This window comes from Streptomyces sp. HUAS TT7 (assembly GCF_051550175.1).
In the GTDB taxonomy this organism is placed as follows: domain Bacteria; phylum Actinomycetota; class Actinomycetes; order Streptomycetales; family Streptomycetaceae; genus Streptomyces.
On the sequence record NZ_CP196176.1, the window covers coordinates 413,547 to 434,622 of the forward strand.

The following is a 21,076-nucleotide window of genomic DNA, read 5'->3' on the forward strand; positions in this document are numbered from 1 at the left end:
GTCGCCGAAAGGCTATCGGTGCCATCGGATTTGCTCGGGGCGGTTGGTAACCCGCTGCCGCACGTCGTCAGTGGCCCGAACCTTGGAGGACAAGCTGAGCTTGGACATGAACGGGCACCACCTTCAGGCACGGGGAAGAGCCGCCTCCGGCCGCACCGGCTTGAGCTGGGATCATCCTCGACGAGGGCATGGGCAGGGCCGTCTCGGGGATTCATGGTGGCATTGGCGAAGAAGGGCACGAAGTGTCTCACGGTCGACGGTTGTCGCTACCGGTGGGTGGTGGCGCCGGACGACGAACCCGGCCTCGCGATCGTGGTGGAGGACGCCGATGCCGGAGGACAGCGGATGGTGACCTGGGTGGAGCACGGCACGGTGATCACCCCCTCGCTGGTAGCCCGCGCGATTCGCCGGGCCCAGGAGTCGGGCTGGGTTCCCGGGCGACGAGGCCCACAATTCAACCGTCGTCTGCCCGGAGACGAGTCGACCCGCTGAATCGTCCGCCTGCCGCTCGCGGACACTGCGACCGCACCACCTCGTTGACGACAACTCGGGCCCAGCCACTCATGACTGTCATCGCATGCCGTTCGGCGTGCCGAGTGCCTCGTTACTGCGGCCCGCGCTCACGGCACGGCCCTGGGAACCGCCCCGGGGGCCGTCGCCATCGGCAGCAGACCTCTGGGTCTCTACCGGGGCGAATAAACCACCGGTAGTCTCGCGCACAGTCCCTTCATCGGGGCTGGTGCCTGTGGCTGCCGGGTCATGGTGGAAGTCCTGGCAGCCGGTGCTGACCGATCGGAGACCGTGTCGTGGCGGACGAGGAATTCGCTGAGGCTCTGGGGACAGTCCTGCGCGATGTCAGAGCGCAGTGTGCTGTAGGGCCGCGTGTGCGTGCGGACACGGAGCACGGGGTCATGCTCTACGCACCCGACGGCAGTGGCCGGGGCCTGACCCCGCCCGTGGACGCCACTGCTGCGGAACGTCTGGCAGGCCTCGCGGAGCAGGTTCAGGAGTGGGCGGTGGAGGCGCTGTGGTCCGAGGGTGCGCCGGCGGTCTGGCCGCACTGCCCGGCCCACCCGGACACCCACCCGCTGGTGGCGGCCGTGGTGGCGGGCGCGGCGGTGTGGGTGTGTCCGAAGAGCGGGGCGACGGTGGCGCGGATCGGCGCGCTGGAGAGCGGTGCTCGGCCGCGGTGACGTGGGGCCCGGTCGCGGCCGAGCCCCACGCCGTGGGCGGGGGCTGACCTGTACCGGTGATCACCTCACCCGTCCATGGTGCTCTCCTGTCCGTGGTCAGCGTGTTGGGCGGCGGGGATAGTGGCCTGAGCGGAGGTGATGGTGTTCGCACCTGTGGCCGAACGGGCCGCGCCGTAATTGGGTTTGGCCGTATCTGTTCGTGTGCGGTGGCCGGTCCTGCCGTGGGGGTGGGAGGTCTGCCCCGGGGTGTTCGTCGGGAATGGTCCAGGACAGCATCGACCATGTCGCCCGGCGGCCATCGGCCGGGGGCCCGGGAGGCGGGAGCGAGGCGAGCCGGCCGACAGCCGTATAGCAGTCCTGCCACCTTCCTGACCGCAGTGAATCCACTGCGCGCAGCACAACGCGCGCAGGAGCGGGAGGAGCCCGTCGGTAATCCGGAGTGCTCCCGAGGGTGCTTACGCGGCCGGTTGTCTCCCGCACGTTGGCGACCGGCCGCAACGCTGCGCTGCCGGCGGCGCCGTTTCACGTTCTGTGGGAGCCGACGCTGCCCGACCTCGACACCTTGCCTGAGCCGCGGGCAGATGGATCCCTGGCTCCGTGTCCTTCGCCCGGCTCCCCGCAGACGGGGGTGACGTCGTTGTCGAGGGTGACCGTCGAGGCCGGGCATGGTCGGGCTGTTCTGCCGGGGAGCTGGCTGGGCCACCCTTGACCGGTCGGCCGGGGCTTATCCGCGGGTGTGGCCGCAGAGCAGGTCGGGGCCGAGGTGGCGGCGCAGGACGGTGTCCACGGGTGGGCAGGGGCCGTCGTCTCCGTGTTTGTAGCCGGTGGAGACGAACGTGCGCACCGGATGGTAGGGGCCTCCTGGTTCGCCGTTGAGGCTGCTGGTGCACACCGGCCGCTCCTGCTGGGTCGCGAGACTGAAGCAGGCCGGCAGGATCCGGTGATCGGGGCTCCCGTAGTGGTCCTCGACCGGCCGGTTGGTGAAGTCGAGCCCGCAGAGCACCAGCGCGACATCCTCCTGCCCATACGGTGCGTCGGACAGCGCGGGCACGAGGTCCTCGACGGCGCCGCTCGTGGCCAGGACCCGGCCGCGCTCACGCACCGGCCCCCACGGGGGAGGAGTGTCGAAGTCCTCCTCGTCCGTCCACGACTGGTCACTGACCACCGTCTCACCCACCGCGGGGGAAGTGTTGCGGATGTCCCACAGGACACTCGTCCAGGACGGCTCCGCGTTCGCCGACAACTCACCTGCCACCAGCCACCATGGTGTGCGCACCACCTGTTATTGCACCAACTCCTCCGCCATCGCGGCGAACGCACCGACCGGCAGCAGCGCCGGCGTGACCGGCGCGGCGAACTCATCCGTCCATATCCCCATGCAGCCGTTGTAGCGGGCACCCCCGGCCCCACGTGAACGAGTAAACAGACAGCAGCGTCCCGGGAGTTCCTGCCCGGTCGGCGCTGTTTTGGTCAGTTGGGGGTGACGGCTGGGGATGCAGTGGTTGACGACAGGGCGGTCGTACGGTGGGCTGGAGTGAAGTGCTTCCGAGAGCGCTCGCGCGGCCGGTCGTCTCCCGCATGTTGGCGACCCGGCGCTGCCCCAGGTGTGGGTCGGAATTCGCGCTGCAGCGGCTGGGGTTCGTGTCGCAAGGGCTGGCCGAGCCGGCGGTGTGCTTGCGCGGGGCACTCGATCGGAAGGGGGGTTCGGGAAGGGCCCAGCGAGAGTCCTGTCTCCGGCAGGCATGCCCGTGCGCACGAGGTCGAGGAACTCCCCGTTCTGCTCAATCGCCCGCGCCAGCGGGGCCGTCGGGTTCTCCTGCTGCGGGGCGGCCGGGTCGCTCATGGCTTGTGTCGCGCCGACGATGTGGTGGGCCTGTCGGGTCTGCACCTGTAAAGCATGCTTGACATCGATGATGGGTGACAAGCATGCTTGACAGGTGAGAAACACGGTCAGAGACCTGCGGTCGTCGCGAGGGCTCTCCCAGGGACAGCTGGGCACGGCGCTGGGGGTCTCGCGGCAGACGATCAATGCCATTGAGACCGAGCGGTACACGCCTTCTCTGCCGCTCGCGATGTCCATGGCCAGGTTCTTCGAGGTCAGCGTTGAGGAGATGTTTCATGTCGATGAGGGCCCAGCAGGTGACCAGTAGTGCAGCCAGGCGGTCCGTCCCTGGTTTCTTCCTCGCTGTCGGAGGTGCCTGCCTCGTGGCGGCGACGTTCGGCGGCCGCCTCGTTCTCGGCCTGGTGGCGTTCGGGGTCCTGGCGGTCTGCAGCCTTGTCTTAGTGGTGCTGGGACGCCGGAGCGAGACCTATCAGGGCCTCACCGAGAAGGAGCCCGACGAGCGCTTCGCCCGGATCTCGGGGCGAGCCTGGGCCGGCACCGGCGTGGTGCTCACCGTGGGGAGCCTCTACGCCTTCATCGGTGACCTGGCATCCGGACGAAGCGGTGATCCGTACTTCTGGTTCGTGGCCACCGCCGCCATCGCCTACATCGCGTTCGTCGCCTTCTGGTCCCGGCACGCCTGAGACACCACCGCCTCGAACGGCTGCGCCACGGCAGACCCCTGCCCCGGACGCCCGGACCGTGACTGGCCCCTGCGCCCGCAACCTGCGCCCTGCCCGGCCGACGCTGCCCCGGCTTCACCGGCGCGGACAGGCCGAAGGCGTCGGCACCGGCCGCCCCTATGAGTTGTGGATCACCCTCAACTGAACCGCGGCCCGGTCGGCGGCACGAGGAACTCTTTGCCGAACGTCCGGGATCCGGCGGTGAGGGGGCCGGGCGTTCCTGCCCGGTCGGCGCTGTCCCGGTCAGTTGGGGGTGACGGCTTCTTCGCCGTGTTCGACGGCGGTGAGGAGGCGCGTGTGGAAGTGTTCCAGCGCGCTGTCGGGGACGGTGGCGGGGCTTCCGGTGAGGGTGTGCCACTCGTCGGCGCCGGTGTACCGGACCTTGATGTCGATCAGGTTGTTGGCCGGGCGGGTGGTGCGGATGGTTGATCCTTACCAGTCGCGCAGACCTGGGAACAGGAAGACCCAGGCGAGCCCGAACAGCAGGCCGTATGTCACTTCTGTCGGCGTGTGGGCTCCCACGCGGACCCGTGCCCATCCCATTACACCGGCGAGTGCAATCCCGAGAGCTGCCCAGGAACCGTGTGCCGCGCCCAGCAACCCGAGCACACTTGCGACAGTCCCCGTGTGGATACTGATTTTCCGCTTCCGGGTCAAAACCGCGGCTACGGCAATCCCGCCGGCCGAGAAGACGAGGAACGTCGCGAGTGGACGCGGGCCGTGGAGTCCGACCATCAGCATGAGGCCAGCGGCCAGGGCAGTGAGAGAGACCAAAGCGGTGGTGATGCGCTGGCGCTGTTCGAGGCGTTGCAGAGCGAGTCGAGGCCGGGTGAGTGAGCGATCTCGGCCTCCCGTCAGCAGGGCATAGGCGGCGGGCGGTGCGCCGCAGCCCGTTGCCAGGACAGTCGCCCACGCCAGTCCCGATGGGGAGGGCCACCTGCTGGCGCCTCCGATGACGGCAAGGGCGAGGAGGCCCATCACGGGCGGCGAGAGGAACCCGGAGTACACGAGGGCGAACGTGTGGAGAGCGCCGGCCTGAGGCAGCCGGCCGGATTCCGCCCGAAGCCCCCTGGTCGTCTTCGGCATCGACAAGAAAGAACCTCCGGCGGGCCACTGGACTTCCCACGTACCTGAGTCGGATGTGACGGCCCTTGGCGGTGGACGTCTGCGCCGCTTCGAGGAGCGGGCCGGGCTCGACGGCACCCGCCATCACGATCGCGGTCGTACAACGGGCGCTGCCATCCATCCGTAACGCTTGGCTCCCGGGCGCGGGTTCATTACCCCTGGGGCGTGGCGATGGACCGGGTGCCGGCTTCGAAAGCCACGTGGGGCGTGACCGTTGTTCTGCTCGGGCTGTTGGGCAGTCGAGCGGCCGGCATCACGGCGTATGCCGGGTCGGCGTTGTCCGGGGAGGGGCTAGTGGAGGTCAGGGACGTGCATCACGCCTACGGGAAACGGGTGGTGCTGCGCGGCATCGACCTGGCGTTACGGGGTGGGGCTTTGGCTGGGATCGCCGGAGAGAACGGCGCCGGCAAGACAACCCTCCTCAAGATCCTCGCGGGCGAGCTGCGTCCAAGCCGTGGGATCGTTCGGCACCACGGCGGGTTTGGCTACTGTCCTCAGAGCGTCGTTGTCAACGATCACTTGACTGTCCGTCAGCATCTGCGTCTGTTCCGTACGGCCTTCGGTCTCCCGGATCTGGGACGCGCGCAGGAGATCATGGAAATCCTGCACTTCACGGACTGCCTCGACGAACTGGCCGGGCTGCTCAGCGGCGGCACCCGGCAGAAACTCAACCTGACGCTGGCCCTGATGCACGACCCGCAGACGCTCCTGCTCGACGAGCCCTACCAGGGCTTCGACTGGGACACCTACCTGCGCTTCTGGGAACTCGCCACCCACCTGCGCGATGCCGGGCGCACCGTTCTCATCGTCTCGCACCTCGCCCACAACACCGAGCGTCTCGATGAGCTCTGGCACCTGGACGGCGGCCTGCTGCGTGAACACGACGGGGTGCGGGCGTGAAGAGACACCTGGTCCTGTTCGCCACAGCGAGCCGGTACGAACTCGTCGTGCACGCCCGCAACCGGTTCGCCATGCTCCTGGTCGCAGCGTTCATTCCCACCTGGAGCGCGGTGGCCAGATGCGTTGTGCCCGACACACCCGCGCGGTTCCGGCTCCGTGCCACCGGGGCCATCGTGACACCCCCCGGAAACCAACTGACCCAGATCACCGGCGCCATCAACGCCGTCATCCTGATCACCGGATTCATGATGTTCGCCGCCGGCTTCGCCAGCGGCCGGTTCGACCACCGCCTGGCGCTCGCCGGCTACCCACGCACGCACCTCGTCCTGGCCAAGACCGCGGCGCTCACCGTCGCCTCGGCGCTCATCTCCGTCTATGCCACCGCCGTCACCAGCCTGTCCTGGATGCCCCGCCAGCCCCTCCTTCTGACAGCCGCCCTCTTCTGCGCCGCCATGACCTACGGCGCTCTGGGCGTTGTCTTCGGATCACTGCTGCACCGGGAGGTCGAGGGCATGTTCGCGTTGATCATGACGAGCGTCCTGGACGTCAGCCTCCAGAACCCGGTCATCAGCTCCAACGCGGACAGCACCGCGATCCGCTACCTCCCGTCCTACGGCGTCATGCAGAGCGCCATGGCCGCCGGCTTCACATCCACCCGCGCCCTCTCCTACCTCGCAATCCAGCTCGCATGGTTCATCGCCGGCGCACTCATCGCCCTGCTCGCCTTCCACCGACGGACCCGCAACACCCTGCCCCAACACCACCCGACCCCATGCGTGATCGCACAGCCGGCTGGATGAGACCCCTCGCAGCCATGCCGCTCTCGCCCGCAGGGCCCCGCCCGCCCGACAGCGCAGCAGCATGCGGGAACAGCCCGAACACTCCAGCCACCGCCGACAGCCGCTCGAAGCACACCAAAAGGGCGCACCCACCTCATTCACGGACACCACAAGGACAAGGACCGCCGCGATGACCTGCTGGGACGACACCCACTACCAGCAGCACGTCCTGCCCTACTACCGGGCATTCGAGTCACGCCTCGGATACGTGACGCTCCTCGGCCGCACACGCCACTTCGGCTGGTACGAACCCGCCGACCCCCCCTGGCGATTCTCAGCCGCCATGCGGCGCATGGAGATCGTCGCTGCCCGCAAGCTCGCCCTGCCCCCAGAGTCGGCGGTACTCGATGCCGGCTGCGGAGTCGGAGACGCGGCACGCACCATCGCACAGGCGAGCGGGGTCCATGTCACCGGGATCGACGGCATCGAATCCGACATCGCCATCGCGCGGCGACGCTCGGCCCGCGCCGGCGAACCGGGCACACGCACACGGTTCTTCAAGGCGAACTACCACGCCCTCCCCTTCGCCGACGCCTCCTTCGACGGCGTCTACACGATGGAGTCCTGCGTCCACTCGCCCGCCCCTCAGCAGGTGCTCGCCGAGTTCCACCGCGTCCTGCGCCCCGGGGGCCGACTGGTGATGTTCGAGTACTCAAGCACCCCCCAGGCCCAACTTCCGCCCCGGGCGCGGTCCGCGCTCGTCCGGGTCTGTGAGTTGTCGGCCATGCCCGGGATGCTCAGTCTGACCCACGGAGAACTCGAGCGGCTGCTCCAGCAGACTGGTTTCACCTTGGAGTCGGTCTATGACGCGACGGCGAAGATCCTGCCCATGCTGCGGGCCTTCTCGGTGCTCGGATGGCTGCCCTACACACTCGCACGCAGCGTGGGACTCGGCGACAAGCTGATCAACGCGATGAGCGGGGTCGAGATGCACCGGCACCAGGAGACGTGGCGGTACACCATCACCGTGGCCACCAAGTCGTAATCTGACGGCTCCCTGCCCCGCCACCGCCGGTGGACTCGACGGTGGGTCGCCGCGCGGCCGGTCGAGCGCTCCCCTGCGCGCAGGACCGTTGGGCGCAGGTCCGTTCGACGAGAGCGGGGGCGGCCGGTCCAGGAGATGACCGAACGTGGCTCAGACCGGAGCGGTAGCGTGGCAGGCGTAAGACGAGTGACCGAGGAGGGGAACGCATGACGGCACAACCCGTGCATTCCGGCGAGCCGTACCAGCCGCCCATGAACACGCTGCCCGAGCTGCGTGCCGCGCTGGCGGGGCTGAGCTCGCTGGGTATCCCGACCGAGTTGGAGAGCTTTGAGGCCGAGCTCGCCGACACGCCACTCGACCAGGTCAAGGAGCTCGCCGACCGGTACCGCGCCTATGTCCTGGGCAACACGACACCCGAGGCGGTTGCCGCGCTCACCATGTCCTCCGCCGAGTCCGCCGCCGTGCTCCGCCGCAAGATCGCGGAGACCGGGCGTTGACTCCCGTGCACTATTCCGACGAGGCCGACAAGGTGCTCACCGAACTCACCCGGGACGAGCGAGCGGCCGTCACCGATGTCCGGGCGTCGCTGGAACTGGACCCGCACAGAGGTGACCGCCGCCCCGGGTACGACCCCGACGTCGAGGAAGGCGTCGTACGCCTCACCACTGAACAGACACGGGGACGCGGTGTCTCGGTGCTGTACCGGTATCACCGCGACATGGACGCGGTGCTCATCACGTGGTTGATCGTCGGCCCATAGCCCCGCAAGCCATCGTGAGCGGTGGGCGCGGATCAGGGCGCTGTCTGAGCGGCTGGTGAAGGCGGGCGGGGTCGTCTTGGCCGGTCGCGCTCGCCGGGCACCTCGACCGGGCAGGCATCGCCGCGTCGATCGGATTGGTCGCGACGCCTACGGCAATCCCCTGATGGAGTCCACGATCGGCCTGTTCAAGACCGAGCTGATCAAGCCCCGACGGCCTGGAAGACACTCCCCGAAGTCGAGCTCGCCACCGCTGAGTGGATCGACCGGTAGAACCACCGTCGACTCCACGGTGAGATCGGGCACATCCCGCCGCCGAATACGAAGCCAACTACTACCGAGCAACCACAAAACCCCAGGTCACAGTCAACATCTGAGATGGTCTGCCCCGGGGCTGATGGAGTCGGGTTGCTGGACAATTGACTATCCAGCGGCCTTCAGAGGCCGTGATGCCCCGCAGCTATCCGCCCGAGTTCCGCCGCAAGGTTCTTGATCTTGTACCCAGAGCGGTCGCCCGCCCAGCCAGTGCCAGGCCGATGCGGCCCAGCCCGACGATGCCCAGGGTCAGTTCCGACAGCTCTGCCGCCGGTGCGGCCGGTGCCCGCCAACCACCCTGGTGCGCGGCATGGTTGTGCGCCGGGAGGTCTCGGGTCAGGGCGGGCAGCTGGGCCAGGGCGAACTCGGCGACCGCGTTCGCGTTGGCCCCCGGGGTATGGGTAACCGCGACACCGTGGCGGGCGGCGGCCGGCAACTCGACGTGATCGGTGCCCGCCCCGGCCCGGCCGACCACGCGGAGCCGGTTGGCCAGCACCGGATCGGTGGCCGCCGCGAGGAACGCTGCGCGCAGCGGCGCACCGGCACGGGACTTCACCGCGTGGTAGCCGAGCCCGCCCCGCACGGTCTCGGCAACCAGCGCGGACTCGTCGAAGGCGTCGAAATCGGCGAAGTCCACCCTGCCACCCCAGGCAGCACGCGCCCCGGCCTGATCGTCCACCCTCCGAAGATTCAGCGTGACGGCCAGCCCATAGCCGAGCAGATGCCCCAACTCCAGACCGAGCAGCTCGCCAGGAGCCGCATCCAGCAGCAGAACCCGGCCCCGCTCCATGTGACACCCCCTCCCTGCACCGACCCTATTGGGGGTCAGGCACTGGCCACCGAGAGCTCCCATGCCCAAACCAGGGCGTGTCAATGGCTACTGCTGTCGGGGTACAAGGTCACGTGGCCCTGACACGAAAGACCCAGTAACTGTGCTGGTCAAGTGGCAGTGATGGGTTCGAACCGGATCGTGAGTCCACGGCTGATGGCTTCCTTGGTCATGCGTCGCATGGCGCGTGCGGGATCGCGCTGGGCGAAGTAGTCGGCGCCGAGCTTGCGATAGGGCACCCAGCCGTGCAGGACGTACCAGATCGCGATCGTGAGCTTGTGCATGACCGCGACCACGGCCCGCTTGCCTCCCCGGCGGGCGGAGAGGCGCCGGAAGTACGCGGAGAGATAGGTGCGCTTGTTCCTGATCGCAGCCAGCCATCGCCGCGACCCCCAGGACGCGCTTGAGGTTGCCGTTGCCCGGCCGGGTCCGCCCCGACTTGTTCACGCCCGCGGACTCGTTCTGCCCCGGGCAGACACCGATCCACGAGGCCAGATGCTGCGCGGTGGGAAACTGGCTCATATCACCGCCGGTCTCGGCGAGAATGATCTCTGCGGTCATCCGGCCGACCACCGGGATGGTGTCCAGGAGGTTGAGGTCCTGTCCTCGTCCGCTCAGCGCTTCCGCGATGCATGCGTCGAAGGCGGTGGCAACGGCCCGGATACGGTCGATCTCGTCGAGGTAGTGGCGGACCATGAACGCGTGGTGGTCGGTGAAGTCGCCGTCCAGCGCCTCAACCAGGGCAGGGATCTTGGCACGAGCCTTGCCCACGGCCAGGTCGGCCAGGCGCTCGGGAGAGCGTTCCCCGGCGACCAGGGCCTGCAGGATGGCGCGGCCGCTCACGCCGGTTACATCGGTCAGCACCGAGGTGAGCTTCATGCCGGTGTCCTCCAGCTCCTTCTCCAGCCGCTGGGCCTCCCAGCCGGCGGCGCGGACGAGTTCGGTCCGCCGCCGGGTCAGATCGCGCAGTTCGCGCACCGCGCGGTCGGGGACGAAGGAGGCCATCACCATCCCGGACGCACCGGCCCGGGCCAGGAAGGCCGCGTCGCTCGGATCGCTCTTGCGGCCCCGGATTCCCTTGAGGTGAGCGGGGTTGACCAGCATCAGATTCAGGTGGGGCTGCAGCAGGTAATAGACGCCGCGCCAGTAGTCGGCCGTCGCCTCCATGACCACCACCTCGACCTCACGTTCCGTCAGCCAGGCCAGCAGCCGCCGGAGTTCCGCCCGGGTAGTGCCGAACCGCTCGGTCCCCAGACTCCAGGTGCTCGCCCGCCGGGTGCTGGGCGTGCGCACGCAGGCCAGCAGGAACCGCTTGTCCCGACTACCCCGAACCGGAATCTGACACGCGTGCTCGCGGACGGCACAACGGCCGCCATGGCGACAAACCGTGCTCCCCTGGCTGCCCCGGCACCATCCTGGCAAACGAGCTCACTGGCATCGCAGAGCCTTCGGTGCGACCGGGACACCCACCACGACTTTCCCGCACTCGAGGTGATCAGCGCAGCCATCCGCGTTTCTGGCAAGACTTTCGTAGGCGGAGATCAACTCGCGCGACGCGTCTCGTGCGCGGGGAGGGCTATACCGAGATCACCGGTACACCACTCAGCGCGACACCATCTGGTAGTTCGTAGGTCGTCCGGGTCGAGCGGCGCGTCATCAACGCACCAGCCGGAGCCATGCACGGACCACGGTCAGAGCACCCGGCGCAGCCGGGTCGGCGAGCAGCGGCTGGGGCAGCTGCGGGTGGGTGAAACCGTCCGGGACCTTCGCCCGAACGGCTGCCCGGCCCCGCTCAGCTCTTCCGCTCGCCCAGGACACAGAATTCGTTGCCCTCGGGGTCGAGGAGGGTCACCCAGTGCTGCTCGTCCTGCACGGTGTCGGCGGGCCGGGCACCGAGGGAGAGCAGCCGGGCGACCTCGGCCTCCTGGTCGTCGGGGCGGAAGTCGGGGTGGAGCCGGTTCTTCGACGTCTTGCCCTCGGGGACAGGCACGAAGAGCAGCCCCGGCATCTGGTCCGGCTCAGGCCGGATCTCGATGATCTCCTCGGATTCGTCGACCACTACCCAGCCGAGAGCTTCGGCCCACCAGCGCCCGAGGGCGATGGGGTCGGAGGAGTCGACGATGATCTGTTCCCATTCGAGTGCCATGGGCGTGAGCATAAACAGGGTCGGCCGGCTGCCAGGGCTGGGGGTGCCTGCCGTCGACCGCCGGTCCGGCGTGCGGATCGTGTTTCGCAGAGGTGTAGTAGCGCGATGCGGTAGCAGCAAGTCGCGAGAAGAGATCGCTGCTACACCACTACAGGAGACATCACCATCCCCTTCTGCCCGTCCCCCTGCGCCCCATGGTCAAGAAGGAGAGGGTGGGGTCTTGGGGGAGCGGGTGCGGCGGGGACGGGGCCGTGGGGGAGTTGGGATCGTGCGGCCACGGGGTGTCCGCGCGGTGCCGGGCCTCCTGTGCGGCTGTTGGCGGGTACGGAAACGACTCAGGCCCCACTACGGCTGCGGGGCCCTGAGCCCGTGCACCTCACTGGGGGTGTGAGGCGAGTGGTTCAACGAGTTCCTGGCCGATCAGTTCCGGGCGGCGACTGTTGCTGTGGCACGCCTTTGCGGGGCTGTGCGGGGTGCCCGGGGGCGGGTGTGCACCTCGAATCGGACGCCGAAGCGCACCTGCATCCCGGATGTCCTATGCCCAGTCCATCCCGAGCTCGGCGAGGTTGGCGAGTTGCTGTTCGTTGAGCTTGTCGCGGCTGCTGTTCTGGTTGGACACCCACATGCCGAGGCGTACGTCGTGGTCCTGGCCGTCGATGGTGATGTGTTCGGTGTGCTGGCGGGGGATGACGGTGCGCTGCTCGCGCTGGACGTACTGCGTAAGCGCGGCCAGGCCCCGTGTGAAGGCCTCCGTATCCCGTCCCGCCAGTCTTCGCGGCGCCGGACACCGGTGCCTTGCGGGCCTGTACAGGTGGGCGCACACCGAGTTCAGCGAGTCGCTTTCTGCTGCTCGGCGTTGAGCCTGCCGAGGTCGCGCTGCCGGCGGGGGAGCCAGCGCCCGATGTTGTCCCCGCGCCGTCACCCCGGGGACGATGTCCGTCAGCAGCGCCCCCTCGTCCAACAGGGCCGCCAGGCCGACGTGGTGGCGCTGCCAGTCCACCGACCACCCTAGTGCGGCCGGGTTCCAGTCCGGATCGGCCGCGGAGAGCTGAGCGTCCCGCCGCTCGGCGCGGTCGGCGTCTTTGCCCAGTCCGCCGGGGCGGCGGATGTTGGTGAGCCATTGCCCGACCGGCCGATCCAGCGCCGTGGCATGCCGGGGCGCGGCCAGCGCGCAGCCCACGGCTGCCTGGCGGCTTTGACGACCCTCGGGGACGTCCAGGATCGGGCCGAGGGACGATTAACCGCGCCCCCGGCGCGCACCGAAGGTGCGCTGGATCGCTGACCAGCGTGGAGGGGTCTGTGGAGGAGTCGGCTATGAGTCCCACCACAGCCCCCTCCAGCGTCCCTCCACGGGGCCGGCCGTTCACAGTGAGGCGCTGGTTACAGCGCGGCTCACCGAGAACCTTTGGCAAATCCCCAGCCCCTGCCCCTTGCCCCAGTTGTCTGCGGGCTCAATCAGCGGGCGTGTCCGCCTCGTAGACCGACGACCGCACCAGCCCTTCGCTATGGCTAGCCTGGCGGTGTGGAAGCAATCTTGGTCAGTGCGTGTCTGCGCGGGGTGCCGTGCCGGTTCGACGGGCGCCACAAGGCGTCGTCGGCGATCGAGGCGGCAGTGGCCGCTCGCGAAGTCGTCTCCTTCTGCCCAGAGGTCGCGGGTGGCCTCGCGACACCGCGGCGGCCGGCGGAGCTGGTGGGCGGCGACGGGCACGACGTGCTCGACGGGACGGCGCGGGTCGTTGAAGACACTGGGCGTGACGTGACAGCGGAGTTCGTGGACGGAGCACGGCGCGCACTCGCGGCGGCGCGGCATGGAGGCTGCACGGAGGCCCTGTTGATGCCGCGCAGTCCGTCGTGCGGACGGGGGGTGGTGTACGACGGGTCATTCGCCGGGGCACTGGTCCAGGGTGACGGGGTGACGGCGGCGCTGCTTGAGCGGAACGGGGTCACCGTGCGGTCCGCACCCGGCGTGTGACGCCGCCTGCCCTGACGGTCAACCGATGTCGACCACCCCGCGGGGTTGTTGAGCGACTGCCGTCCGGCTGGCCGTTGAGATCGGCCCCGGACGATGACGCCGCGCCTGTCCTCTATCTGCGTACGTCGCTGCTGCGGTCAGCGTGAATAAGTGGATAAGGGGATACGCCCGCGCCCACCTCCTCAGTAGCCGTACACAGGAGAGTTCCTGGCCGTGGTTGGCGCTTCCCCCTGAAGGATGTCTACCTACCAGGGGTATTGGCTGTCGCTGCAGGGCGTCGGCTTCTGCTCGGGCTTCGAGTGCCTAAGTTCGTCGTCGCTGGTTGTGGCCAAATGGTCACGTCCGTTTCAGGCCCGCTCCCTTGTCCCGGCTCGCTCCGCTGCCTGTCCGGGTGGTGCGTGGCTGCCCTGGTGGTCCGGCAGGCGTACGGCGCTGCCGCGGACTGATGGGAGCGGCTGACGGTGATCACCGCCCGGGGGGGCATGTCGTGTCGGCTTGTCGAGGATCAGCTGCGGCCGGGAGCGCGGCGACGGGACGCGCGATGCTGGCCGCAGCCCGCCCCGCGGACCGCGCGGTGCCGTCCGCCCGCCGTGTGGCGCGTTCCGCCGCGACCGGTGGCCACGGCGGCCACGATGGCGCCGCCCGACAGCGCGACGGCGAATCCGATCATGGCGGGCTGTAGCCGAATGTGCTGGATGACCACGCTGAAAAGGATCGAGGGCAGGCCCATGCCGATGTAGGCGATGACGAAGAACATCGCGAGCACACCCGCGCGCGACGTGGGGCTCGCGACCACCGCGATCTGGCTGGCGGCGCCCTTGAACAGCAGACCCGCGCCGGCGCCGGCGACCGCGGCCGCGCCGAGGAAGAGGGTCAGCGTCGGGTGGTACAGCGATCCGGCGGTCAGGGCCATTCCGACCGGGAAGAGCACGGCGCCGATCTGCAACAGCCGGACCAACGGCAACCTGCCCACAGCCAGTTGGGCGACCGCAGAGGCGGCGAACATCGTGAACGGTCCGATGCCGGCGACGGCGCGGGAGGTGATGCCCAGCTGGCCGCGGATGATGATCGCGCCGAGCGAGGAGAACAAACCGAGCGCCGCGAAGGTGAAGAACCCCACCGAAGACGCCGCGGCGAATGCCGTACAGGCCGTAGACGGTGCCGGTGAACACGACGTCGCCCATGTCGATGTCCTGGAGGCATTCGGGACGTTCGCGGAGTTCGGGTTCGGTCACCGCTGTGGTCCGGCCTGGTGTGTGCCGCCTTCGGTCTGTATCGGCCGCCAGGCGGGGTCACTCTGGTGCTGGGCGTCGGCGGCGATCTGCATCCAGCCGTGCTCTTCGGCGAACACGCCGCCGGTGGCTTCGGTGAGGGCTCTCTCGACGATGTCGCGCAGCCGTACGGGTCCGGCTTTCAGGACCGGGTCGACCAGGACGAGGGGAGTGCCGTCTTCTTCGCTGCCTTCCCAGTCCCAGTGGCCTCCGGCCGTGTGCAGGATCGTCTCGCCCAGGTAGGCGGCCAGAGCCAGGGTGTAGAAGGCGATCTGGGATCCGTGGCCTTCGGCCGCCGTCTGCGCCTGGTAGGCCAGGGCGGCGTCTTCCAGAACGGGAAGACTTGCGGGGCTGTAGTCGAAGAGGAAACCGTCGGGCAGCGCGGGACCGTCGGCGGCCTGGAGCTTGCCCACTTCGACGTCCCGGCGCATCAGCCAGAGGGCCAGGAGATCACTGTCGCCGCCGTCGCGGCCATGGTCCGTTGTCATGGTCCCTAACCCTACGGGCCGGGCCTTGGACCCCAAGTGGGGTGTGGAGATGCGGTGTTGGGCGCGCGGCGGGGCGTGTATCTGCTGTTGTTCGCGGGGTGTTGGTGGTTAGGGTGCTGGGGCGTGAGTGCAGCAACGGGGGCCATGCACCACGCCCGCCCGGCGAGGCCACGTCCCGCCCTGGCGCTCTACTTTCTGCCCCCATGAGGGACCGATCAATGCACCTTGCGATACGCGCACGCAGTTGGTTCTGGCTGCGTACGGCGGCCGTCGTGCTCGGCATGACCGCGCTGACCGCAGGCCCGCTTCCCGTTCCGGGTGGGGCCGGCGTGGCCGTCGCGGCGGCCCCGGACCGCTGCATGGACCGTTACGGCACGAGCGCGACCCCACCGCCCCGGTACACGTTGCCCGGTTACAAGCCGACGGGACCGGGCCAGTGGAACACCCCGGGGGCCCCGGACACGTTCTACCCCTACGACAACTTGGCGCTCGGGTACGGGGACCTGCAAGACCCGGGCGAGATCCACATTCCCGAGGGGAAGACGAAGAAGGACTACGACTGGGGCACTCCGGAGCACTCCAAGCTCTCCTGGGAGGAGAACCAGGCCAACCCCAAGGCCGACAAGCGGTATGCGGGCACCTACAACGAGTGGCTGAACAACGTCTACGCCCGCAACGAGGGCAACAACAAGCGGGGCGAAGCGTACGAGCGTGAAGTGGTACGCCGCTTCAACCTCGGCGGCGTGGACTGGCTGTGCCAGAAGAAACTCAAGGACATGGACCCCAAGCTCTACAAGGAGCTGGAAGCCAAGCTCGGCAAGGCGGCCTTCAAGGACGGCCGGACCTTCGACGCGGTCAACCCGCGTACCAAGACGGTCTACGAGATGAAGTCGGGCATCGACCAGTATCGGCCCAACCAGCTCAAGATCGATGAGGAGCTGGCCAAACGCGGCTGGAAGGTCGTCTACATCACCGGGCAGCAGCCCGACCCGTCCACCATCGCCAAGTACAAGGCGGCCGGTGTCGAGTACTACCGGCACGACGCCACCCCCAACCCCCGCTTCACCACCGGCAAGTGGACCCCGCGCAGCACCAACCTCCTCACTCCCGACCCCAACCGTCCCTCCTTCGGGTCGGGAACGAACACGATCCGCCAGTCCCCGCCCAAGCCGAGCGACGTACGGCGCATGCAGGAACGCAACAACCCCCTCATCACCAACCCCAGCCAGAACCTCCGCGCCTACGGAGGCATCGACTTCTCCACTCTCGACCTGTCCTACATCGGCCAGACCAAGAACGGGAACGTCTCCTACGCGTTCTCCGCGAGGAACACTGAGGACGGCGAAGGCGGCTGGGGCGGCAAGGAAAAGTCGCAGCTCATCAACGACGCTTTCTTCACCTGGCTGGCGCTGACCCCGGACCACTTCTGGGTGAACCTGAACCCGGACGACCCGGCGACGATCATGAAGGCGCCGTTCGACAAGACCGACGCCGGTCGCGTACTGCTTCAGGCCGACATGGAGATGAAGCGTGACTTCGGCCGCGCCGAAGACCCCAAGACTGACGCCGGTAAGCGGTTCTGGAACGAGATCAGCAAGGTCGACGGCAAGCCGTGCATGGGCTCGACCCGCAACTGGATCACACCGAGGAAAGCGAAGGTCCGCGAGGAGGACGACGGCCTGTACATCCTGGACGCACCCCTTGAGGTCAAGACCGTCGCCCAGGACTACAACAGCCCCGGACCCGGCGGCGGCATGCCGTGCAAGCTGACCAAGGCCCAGACCGACCACAACATGGACGTCTACAAGCGGACCCTGCTGCCCGTCGTCGAGAAGCAGGTCAACGAGGCTCCCAAGTACGCCGATCTGCGCCGCGTCTACAAGGCCCGCATCGGAGCCGAGTACGTCCGCCAGACCGTCACCAAGAACCCCCGGGCGTTCGCCGGGTCCTTCAACAAGATCCTCAACAGCAACCAGGTAGGCCGCTGGCCGCTGCGCGGCCAAAACGCCGACTGGGACAAGCTGACCGTGTGGAAGCAGATGAAGAAGTCCTACACCGAGGGCGACTTCAAGTACCAGATCCCCGTTGGCGGACAGGTGTGGGTCTACACCGTCGGCGGCGTCGACTTCTCCCAGCAGCCCCAGCAGCCCATCAGCCAGGCCCGCTTCCGCGTGGAAAAGCCCAACCTTCCCTCCGTCACCAAGGGCGCCCGCAACGAGGCCGTCAGCTACCAGGACAGCGGCACCACGCTGATCGGCGGCGACAACAGCGCTTCGGGCGACGACAACCCCACCCCCAACCCCACACCGACGCACACCGGGAAGCCCACCACACCCCCCACCCACACCCCCCAGCCCACACCCACTAACGGAGGCCACACCCCGCCCCCCGCCACCCCACCGGCCGCAGGCGGCAAGAACGACGGCAACCTCGCCAGCACCGGAACCCAGATCGTCACCATCGGCGCCCTCGCAGCAGCCCTGCTGTCCGCCGGCATAGCCCTGGCGTGGTGGCAGCGGCGCCGCCCCACCGACAGCTGACCTGACAGCGCGCGATGGCGTCGCTGTAGTAGAAGGCCCCCACCCGGCACTTTGGGTTCTAGGAGTCGTCGCAACACCCCAGTTCAAGGGGGGGCAATGGAGTTCGAGATCCGCAAGGTGCGGACGGTGGCCCAAGGCCACACATGCGGGCCCATGTCGACTACGGCGACAACAAGGCCGCAGCTGGCGAGCTGGGGCGGGTGGTGAAGTCCGATCGCATCCTCGACGGTGAGGCGTACCAGGTGATCATCGTCCCCTAGGCGGCGGGCCTCCCTCGCCGGGCACCCGGGGAGGGAGGCCCGTGCTCGGTGAGCGGTCTCGCCGAAGCCGTCGGTATGGGAAGGCCTCCGCCTGCTCCCACCAGCTCCGCCTGCTGCGCAATCTCGGACTCGTCATCGGAGAACGCCGGGGCCGTGCAGGGGCCCGGCGGAGATGTCAGGCGCACCCAGGGCGAGCTGTCCGTGGAACTGGCAACAGAACGCACCACCTTGAGCAAGGCTCTGCAGCACCTGGTGGCCGCACGCCTGATCATCGACCGCCGTCCCGGCCGCTATCAGCTCAACCCGATGGTCAGCGGCTACCGGTTCCCCGAGGAGCAGGAACGTGCCATCCGGGACCTGCCGGCGGATCTGCGGCTTGACATCGGGCACTTCGAGGAGGAGTACGAACTCCGTCTCGCGGAACAGACCGCGGAGAAGGCTCGCAAGGCAGCCCGTCGCACCAGCAAGGTCGTCAACATTGCCAGCGTGAAACGCGAGCCGGCCAACGACAGCTGACCGGTGAACACAGCAAGGGCCTCAAGGGATTACCGGGGGCCCTCACTGCGTCTAATACCTGGCAAAGGCCTAACCGGGGACCCGGAAGACCGCCAGTCAGGCTCTGCTGAACGAAGACGATCTCCCGGCCGAGAAACGGCCACGCTGCCTGAGAGTCATCCGCCGTGGCAGAGGCTGTCGATGCCGACCTTGAGCGAGCTGTCGGAGGACGGGGGGTTGTGTCGGCGGCACGCCAGGTGAGGCTCGGGAGTTGCATGTGAGGCCGCCGCGACGAGTGTCAGGCGTACGTGCCCAGGTCGCATGCTTTGGAGGGAGGGCTGGTCGTGCGTGAAGCGCTCCCGCGCGCTTGATCTGCAGGGCAGGTCATGGTTGGTCCTGGTGGTGTCTTTGCAGGCGGTGGCGGGTGGTGCGGGGCAGGCTGGCGACGACGTGTTCCCAGGAGTGTTCGATCATGTCGGTGAGTTCGTCGGCGGGTATGGTGCCGTCCAGGGCCACGGTGTTCCAGTGCCGCAGGCGCGCGTAGAAACTGGGGCCCACGGCTGGGTACTGCTCACGCAGGTGCAGGGCGCTGTCGGGGTCGCTCTTGAGCGTTATTTGCTCGGGGCGCGAGGCAGTGGCCTGGGTGAGGATGGCGAAGATCTTGCCGCCGACCTTGAACAGGGTCATCCCGGGCCCGGGTTCGCTCTCCGCCGTCTCCGGCAGCCCCGTGGCGAACTCGGCGACATCCGCCGGAGTCATGGCACCGTCCTTCAGATCGGCCGTTCCGCATGGGGCAGGCCCGGGAGCCCGGGACCTGCGGGGTGGTCAGCGGTAGTCGGCGGGGTCGGGGGCGGTGCCGGTGCTCATGAATTCCTCGAAGTACCGTGCGGGGTCCGGGGAGGAGCCGTCGGTGTCGGTGAAGCCGTACTCCTTGGCCAGGGCACCGGCGGACAGCGAGTGGCCGTTGTGGCGGCTTACCGCGGGGTCGGTGGCGAGGGCGGTGACGGCCCGTGCGACGTAGGCGGGGGTCTCGGACATCGCGAAGGTGGGGTCGGTCTTGCAGCCGTCGCGCCAGTTCTCCTCGCTCACCCCGAACATCTTCAGCACCGCCTCGGTCCGCATGAAACCGGGGGTCAGGCTCACCGCGGTGCAGCCGTACTCGCCGGCTTCCTGGGCCAGTGCCTTGGCCATCCGGATCGGCGCGTACTTGGCGAGGTCGTAGTAGAACGGCTCGCGGTAGCGGCGGTTGAACTCCTCGGTGCCGTCGGTGAGTTCGACCACCAGGGCGCCCGGTTTGCGGATCATGAGGGGCAGGGCGTAGTGGCTGGTGATGAAGTGGGTCTGGACACCGAGCCGCAGGATCTGCTGCCCCTTGTCCAGGTCGTACTCCCACATCTTCTTGCCGTGCTCAATCAGGTGGTCGCCGCCCCAGACGGCGTTGACGAGCACGTCCAGGTGCCCCTGCTCCTTGTCGATGCGCTCGGTCAGGGCCTGTACCTGGTCGGCCTGGAGGTGGTCGGCCACCACGGCGATGCCGGTGCCGCCGGCGGCGCTGACGAGTTCGGCGGTCTCCTCGATGGTCTGCGCGGAGGGATTTGTCTGGCTGGTGTTGTCGAGGGTGGTGCGGCCGGTGACGTAGACGGTGGCGCCGGCCCGGCCCAGTTCGACGGCGATGGCGCGGGCCCCGCCCCGGGTGGCGCCGGCGACCAGGGCCACCTTCCCCGCCAGGGGATGATTGGTAGCGCTCGGTTCCCCGGACTGGTGGTGAGGGGTGTTCATCAGGGTGGGCCTTTCTGGGGTGTTCGGCGTCCCGGGGGCAGCAGGAGTCGGCATGGGTCTGCTGTCCTGGAGGTGACGGTGCGTGGGGGTGAGTGGGCGGGTCAGCCGATGTAGTCGTCCTGCGTGGCGATCTTTCCGTCGCGCAGTCGCAGGATGGTGCAGAAGGCGGCGGTGACGGGCTGTCCGGCCGGGGGCAGGGCCGGCACGGTGCCGGCGCTGGTGCCCGCGAAGTCGGTTTCGACGGCGATGAGGTCGCCGTCGGCGATGATCCGCTTGGGGGTCAGCGTGCGGTCGGGGACCGCGGCCGCGTACTCCCGGATGTGGCTCACGAAGGTGTCCCGCCCGGTGAAGGCGAAGCCGTACGCGCTCACGGTATAGGCGACGTCGTCGGTGAAGAGTGCACCGAACCGTGCGAAGTCCTGCGCGTTGTAGGCGTCCGCCCACTCCTGGACCAGCTTGCCGGCGTCCGTGCGGGTCTGGGGGCTGCTCATGGGTATTGCTCTTTTCTGTGCCGTACAGGACCTGTGCTGTGCTGTGCGGGGAGGTAGGGAGAGGATGGCGGCGGTATAGGCCAGCTGAGGTCCTAGATGCCGCGGTGTGAGCCGGGGGTGGCTTCG

At 68.5% G+C, this 21,076-nt stretch carries 24 protein-coding genes and 1 pseudogene; 15 read left to right on the forward strand and 10 right to left on the reverse strand.

Annotation, left to right across the window (positions count from 1 at the left end):
- Positions 1-213 precede the first annotated feature (213 nt).
- Both ACSHXC_RS42245 and ACSHXC_RS42250 read left to right on the forward strand, forming a co-directional pair.
- Positions 214-492 (forward strand): hypothetical protein, encoded by a 279-nt coding sequence (locus ACSHXC_RS42245; protein WP_438297588.1) that lies wholly within the window; start codon positions 214-216, stop codon positions 490-492.
- Between the two features lie 419 nt (positions 493-911).
- Entirely contained in the window at positions 912-1,193 is a 282-nt protein-coding gene (locus ACSHXC_RS42250; protein ID WP_438297590.1) for a hypothetical protein, read from the forward strand.
- 724 nt (positions 1,194-1,917) lie between these two features.
- Here the strand turns inward: ACSHXC_RS42250 and ACSHXC_RS42255 are convergent.
- Positions 1,918-2,448 (reverse strand): hypothetical protein, encoded by a 531-nt coding sequence (locus tag ACSHXC_RS42255; RefSeq protein ID WP_438297591.1) that lies wholly within the window; start codon positions 2,446-2,448, stop codon positions 1,918-1,920.
- A 682-nt stretch (positions 2,449-3,130) separates the two neighbouring features.
- On the opposite strand from ACSHXC_RS42255, the gene ACSHXC_RS42260 reads away from it, so the two are divergent.
- The 9 genes from ACSHXC_RS42260 (at position 3,131) to ACSHXC_RS42300 (ending at position 8,367) form a co-directional block, all read left to right on the forward strand.
- A complete protein-coding gene (locus ACSHXC_RS42260; RefSeq protein ID WP_438297592.1) occupies positions 3,131-3,343 on the forward strand; it encodes a helix-turn-helix transcriptional regulator in 213 nt (70 codons plus the stop codon).
- Between the two features lie 55 nt (positions 3,344-3,398).
- Positions 3,399-3,719, forward strand: a complete 321-nt coding sequence (locus ACSHXC_RS42265) for a hypothetical protein (RefSeq protein WP_438297593.1) — start codon at positions 3,399-3,401, stop codon at positions 3,717-3,719.
- A 58-nt stretch (positions 3,720-3,777) separates the two neighbouring features.
- Entirely contained in the window at positions 3,778-3,903 is a 126-nt protein-coding gene (locus ACSHXC_RS42270) for a hypothetical protein (protein WP_438297595.1), read from the forward strand.
- Positions 3,904-4,385: 482 nt separating this feature from the next.
- The gene (locus ACSHXC_RS42275; protein ID WP_438297596.1) at positions 4,386-4,595 is read left to right on the forward strand and encodes a hypothetical protein; all 210 of its coding nucleotides are present in this window, start codon (positions 4,386-4,388) and stop codon (positions 4,593-4,595) included.
- A gap of 582 nt (positions 4,596-5,177) precedes the next feature.
- The gene (locus ACSHXC_RS42280) at positions 5,178-5,783 is read left to right on the forward strand and encodes an ATP-binding cassette domain-containing protein (protein ID WP_438297658.1); all 606 of its coding nucleotides are present in this window, start codon (positions 5,178-5,180) and stop codon (positions 5,781-5,783) included.
- Positions 5,780-6,583, forward strand: a complete 804-nt coding sequence (locus tag ACSHXC_RS42285; RefSeq protein ID WP_438297598.1) for an ABC transporter permease — start codon at positions 5,780-5,782, stop codon at positions 6,581-6,583. The genes ACSHXC_RS42280 and ACSHXC_RS42285 overlap by 4 nt, the downstream gene beginning before the upstream one ends.
- A gap of 169 nt (positions 6,584-6,752) precedes the next feature.
- Positions 6,753-7,607 (forward strand): class I SAM-dependent methyltransferase, encoded by an 855-nt coding sequence (locus tag ACSHXC_RS42290; RefSeq protein WP_438297599.1) that lies wholly within the window; start codon positions 6,753-6,755, stop codon positions 7,605-7,607.
- A 206-nt stretch (positions 7,608-7,813) separates the two neighbouring features.
- Positions 7,814-8,104 (forward strand): hypothetical protein, encoded by a 291-nt coding sequence (locus ACSHXC_RS42295; protein WP_438297600.1) that lies wholly within the window; start codon positions 7,814-7,816, stop codon positions 8,102-8,104.
- On the forward strand, positions 8,101-8,367 hold the full coding sequence (locus ACSHXC_RS42300; protein WP_438297601.1) for a hypothetical protein: 267 nt from the start codon (positions 8,101-8,103) through the stop codon (positions 8,365-8,367). The genes ACSHXC_RS42295 and ACSHXC_RS42300 overlap by 4 nt, the downstream gene beginning before the upstream one ends.
- Positions 8,368-8,824: 457 nt before the next feature.
- Here the strand turns inward: ACSHXC_RS42300 and ACSHXC_RS42305 are convergent, their stop codons facing one another.
- The 4 genes from ACSHXC_RS42305 to ACSHXC_RS42320 form a co-directional block, all read right to left on the reverse strand.
- A complete protein-coding gene (locus ACSHXC_RS42305) occupies positions 8,825-9,469 on the reverse strand; it encodes an NAD(P)-dependent oxidoreductase (protein ID WP_438297602.1) in 645 nt (214 codons plus the stop codon).
- Positions 9,470-9,556: 87 nt separating this feature from the next.
- The gene (locus ACSHXC_RS42310; RefSeq protein WP_438297603.1) at positions 9,557-10,801 is read right to left on the reverse strand and encodes an IS110 family transposase; all 1,245 of its coding nucleotides are present in this window, start codon (positions 10,799-10,801) and stop codon (positions 9,557-9,559) included.
- Positions 10,802-11,300: 499 nt separating this feature from the next.
- Positions 11,301-11,666 (reverse strand): VOC family protein, encoded by a 366-nt coding sequence (locus ACSHXC_RS42315; RefSeq protein ID WP_438297604.1) that lies wholly within the window; start codon positions 11,664-11,666, stop codon positions 11,301-11,303.
- Between the two features lie 523 nt (positions 11,667-12,189).
- A complete protein-coding gene (locus ACSHXC_RS42320) occupies positions 12,190-12,834 on the reverse strand; it encodes a helicase associated domain-containing protein (protein WP_438297606.1) in 645 nt (214 codons plus the stop codon).
- Positions 12,835-13,176: 342 nt separating this feature from the next.
- Here ACSHXC_RS42320 and ACSHXC_RS42325 point away from each other — a divergent pair, with 342 nt between their 5' ends.
- On the forward strand, positions 13,177-13,626 hold the full coding sequence (locus ACSHXC_RS42325; protein ID WP_438297607.1) for a DUF523 domain-containing protein: 450 nt from the start codon (positions 13,177-13,179) through the stop codon (positions 13,624-13,626).
- A 505-nt stretch (positions 13,627-14,131) separates the two neighbouring features.
- Here the strand turns inward: ACSHXC_RS42325 and ACSHXC_RS42330 are convergent.
- Complete coding sequence (locus ACSHXC_RS42330) at positions 14,132-14,746, reverse strand: hypothetical protein (RefSeq protein WP_438297608.1); 615 nt, start codon at positions 14,744-14,746, stop codon at positions 14,132-14,134.
- A gap of 111 nt (positions 14,747-14,857) precedes the next feature.
- Positions 14,858-15,385: a hypothetical protein gene (locus tag ACSHXC_RS42335; RefSeq protein ID WP_438297609.1), complete on the reverse strand. Its 528-nt coding sequence runs from the start codon at positions 15,383-15,385 to the stop codon at positions 14,858-14,860.
- 218 nt (positions 15,386-15,603) lie between these two features.
- On the opposite strand from ACSHXC_RS42335, the gene ACSHXC_RS42340 reads away from it, so the two are divergent.
- The 3 genes and pseudogenes from ACSHXC_RS42340 (at position 15,604) to ACSHXC_RS42350 (ending at position 18,701) form a co-directional block, all read left to right on the forward strand.
- Positions 15,604-17,925, forward strand: coding sequence for a hypothetical protein (locus ACSHXC_RS42340; RefSeq protein ID WP_438297611.1), 2,322 nt, complete (start codon positions 15,604-15,606; stop codon positions 17,923-17,925).
- A 317-nt stretch (positions 17,926-18,242) separates the two neighbouring features.
- Positions 18,243-18,343, forward strand: a pseudogene (locus tag ACSHXC_RS42345) (ArsR family transcriptional regulator); the annotation flags it as partial.
- 70 nt (positions 18,344-18,413) lie between these two features.
- The gene (locus ACSHXC_RS42350; protein WP_438297662.1) at positions 18,414-18,701 is read left to right on the forward strand and encodes a hypothetical protein; all 288 of its coding nucleotides are present in this window, start codon (positions 18,414-18,416) and stop codon (positions 18,699-18,701) included.
- A gap of 363 nt (positions 18,702-19,064) precedes the next feature.
- On the opposite strand, the gene ACSHXC_RS42355 is transcribed toward ACSHXC_RS42350, so the two are convergent.
- From ACSHXC_RS42355 to ACSHXC_RS42365, 3 genes are all read right to left on the reverse strand, one after another.
- On the reverse strand, positions 19,065-19,439 hold the full coding sequence (locus ACSHXC_RS42355) for an MmcQ/YjbR family DNA-binding protein (protein ID WP_438297613.1): 375 nt from the start codon (positions 19,437-19,439) through the stop codon (positions 19,065-19,067).
- A 66-nt stretch (positions 19,440-19,505) separates the two neighbouring features.
- The gene (locus ACSHXC_RS42360; RefSeq protein ID WP_438297615.1) at positions 19,506-20,459 is read right to left on the reverse strand and encodes an SDR family oxidoreductase; all 954 of its coding nucleotides are present in this window, start codon (positions 20,457-20,459) and stop codon (positions 19,506-19,508) included.
- 101 nt (positions 20,460-20,560) lie between these two features.
- On the reverse strand, positions 20,561-20,950 hold the full coding sequence (locus ACSHXC_RS42365; protein ID WP_438297617.1) for an ester cyclase: 390 nt from the start codon (positions 20,948-20,950) through the stop codon (positions 20,561-20,563).
- Positions 20,951-21,076 lie beyond the last annotated feature (126 nt).

Coding starts and splice junctions, on each gene's coding strand:
- ACSHXC_RS42245 (WP_438297588.1), top strand. CDS start 214: ATGGTGGCATTGGCGAAGAAGGGCACGAAGTGTCTCACGGTCGACGGT.
- ACSHXC_RS42250 (WP_438297590.1), top strand. CDS start 912: ATGCTCTACGCACCCGACGGCAGTGGCCGGGGCCTGACCCCGCCCGTG.
- ACSHXC_RS42290 (WP_438297599.1), top strand. CDS start 6,753: ATGACCTGCTGGGACGACACCCACTACCAGCAGCACGTCCTGCCCTAC.
- ACSHXC_RS42295 (WP_438297600.1), top strand. CDS start 7,814: ATGACGGCACAACCCGTGCATTCCGGCGAGCCGTACCAGCCGCCCATG.
- ACSHXC_RS42305 (WP_438297602.1), bottom strand. CDS start 9,469: ATGGAGCGGGGCCGGGTTCTGCTGCTGGATGCGGCTCCTGGCGAGCTG.
- ACSHXC_RS42315 (WP_438297604.1), bottom strand. CDS start 11,666: ATGCTCACGCCCATGGCACTCGAATGGGAACAGATCATCGTCGACTCC.
- ACSHXC_RS42335 (WP_438297609.1), bottom strand. CDS start 15,385: ATGACAACGGACCATGGCCGCGACGGCGGCGACAGTGATCTCCTGGCC.
- ACSHXC_RS42340 (WP_438297611.1), top strand. CDS start 15,604: ATGCACCTTGCGATACGCGCACGCAGTTGGTTCTGGCTGCGTACGGCG.
- ACSHXC_RS42355 (WP_438297613.1), bottom strand. CDS start 19,439: ATGACTCCGGCGGATGTCGCCGAGTTCGCCACGGGGCTGCCGGAGACG.
- ACSHXC_RS42360 (WP_438297615.1), bottom strand. CDS start 20,459: ATGAACACCCCTCACCACCAGTCCGGGGAACCGAGCGCTACCAATCAT.
- ACSHXC_RS42365 (WP_438297617.1), bottom strand. CDS start 20,950: ATGAGCAGCCCCCAGACCCGCACGGACGCCGGCAAGCTGGTCCAGGAG.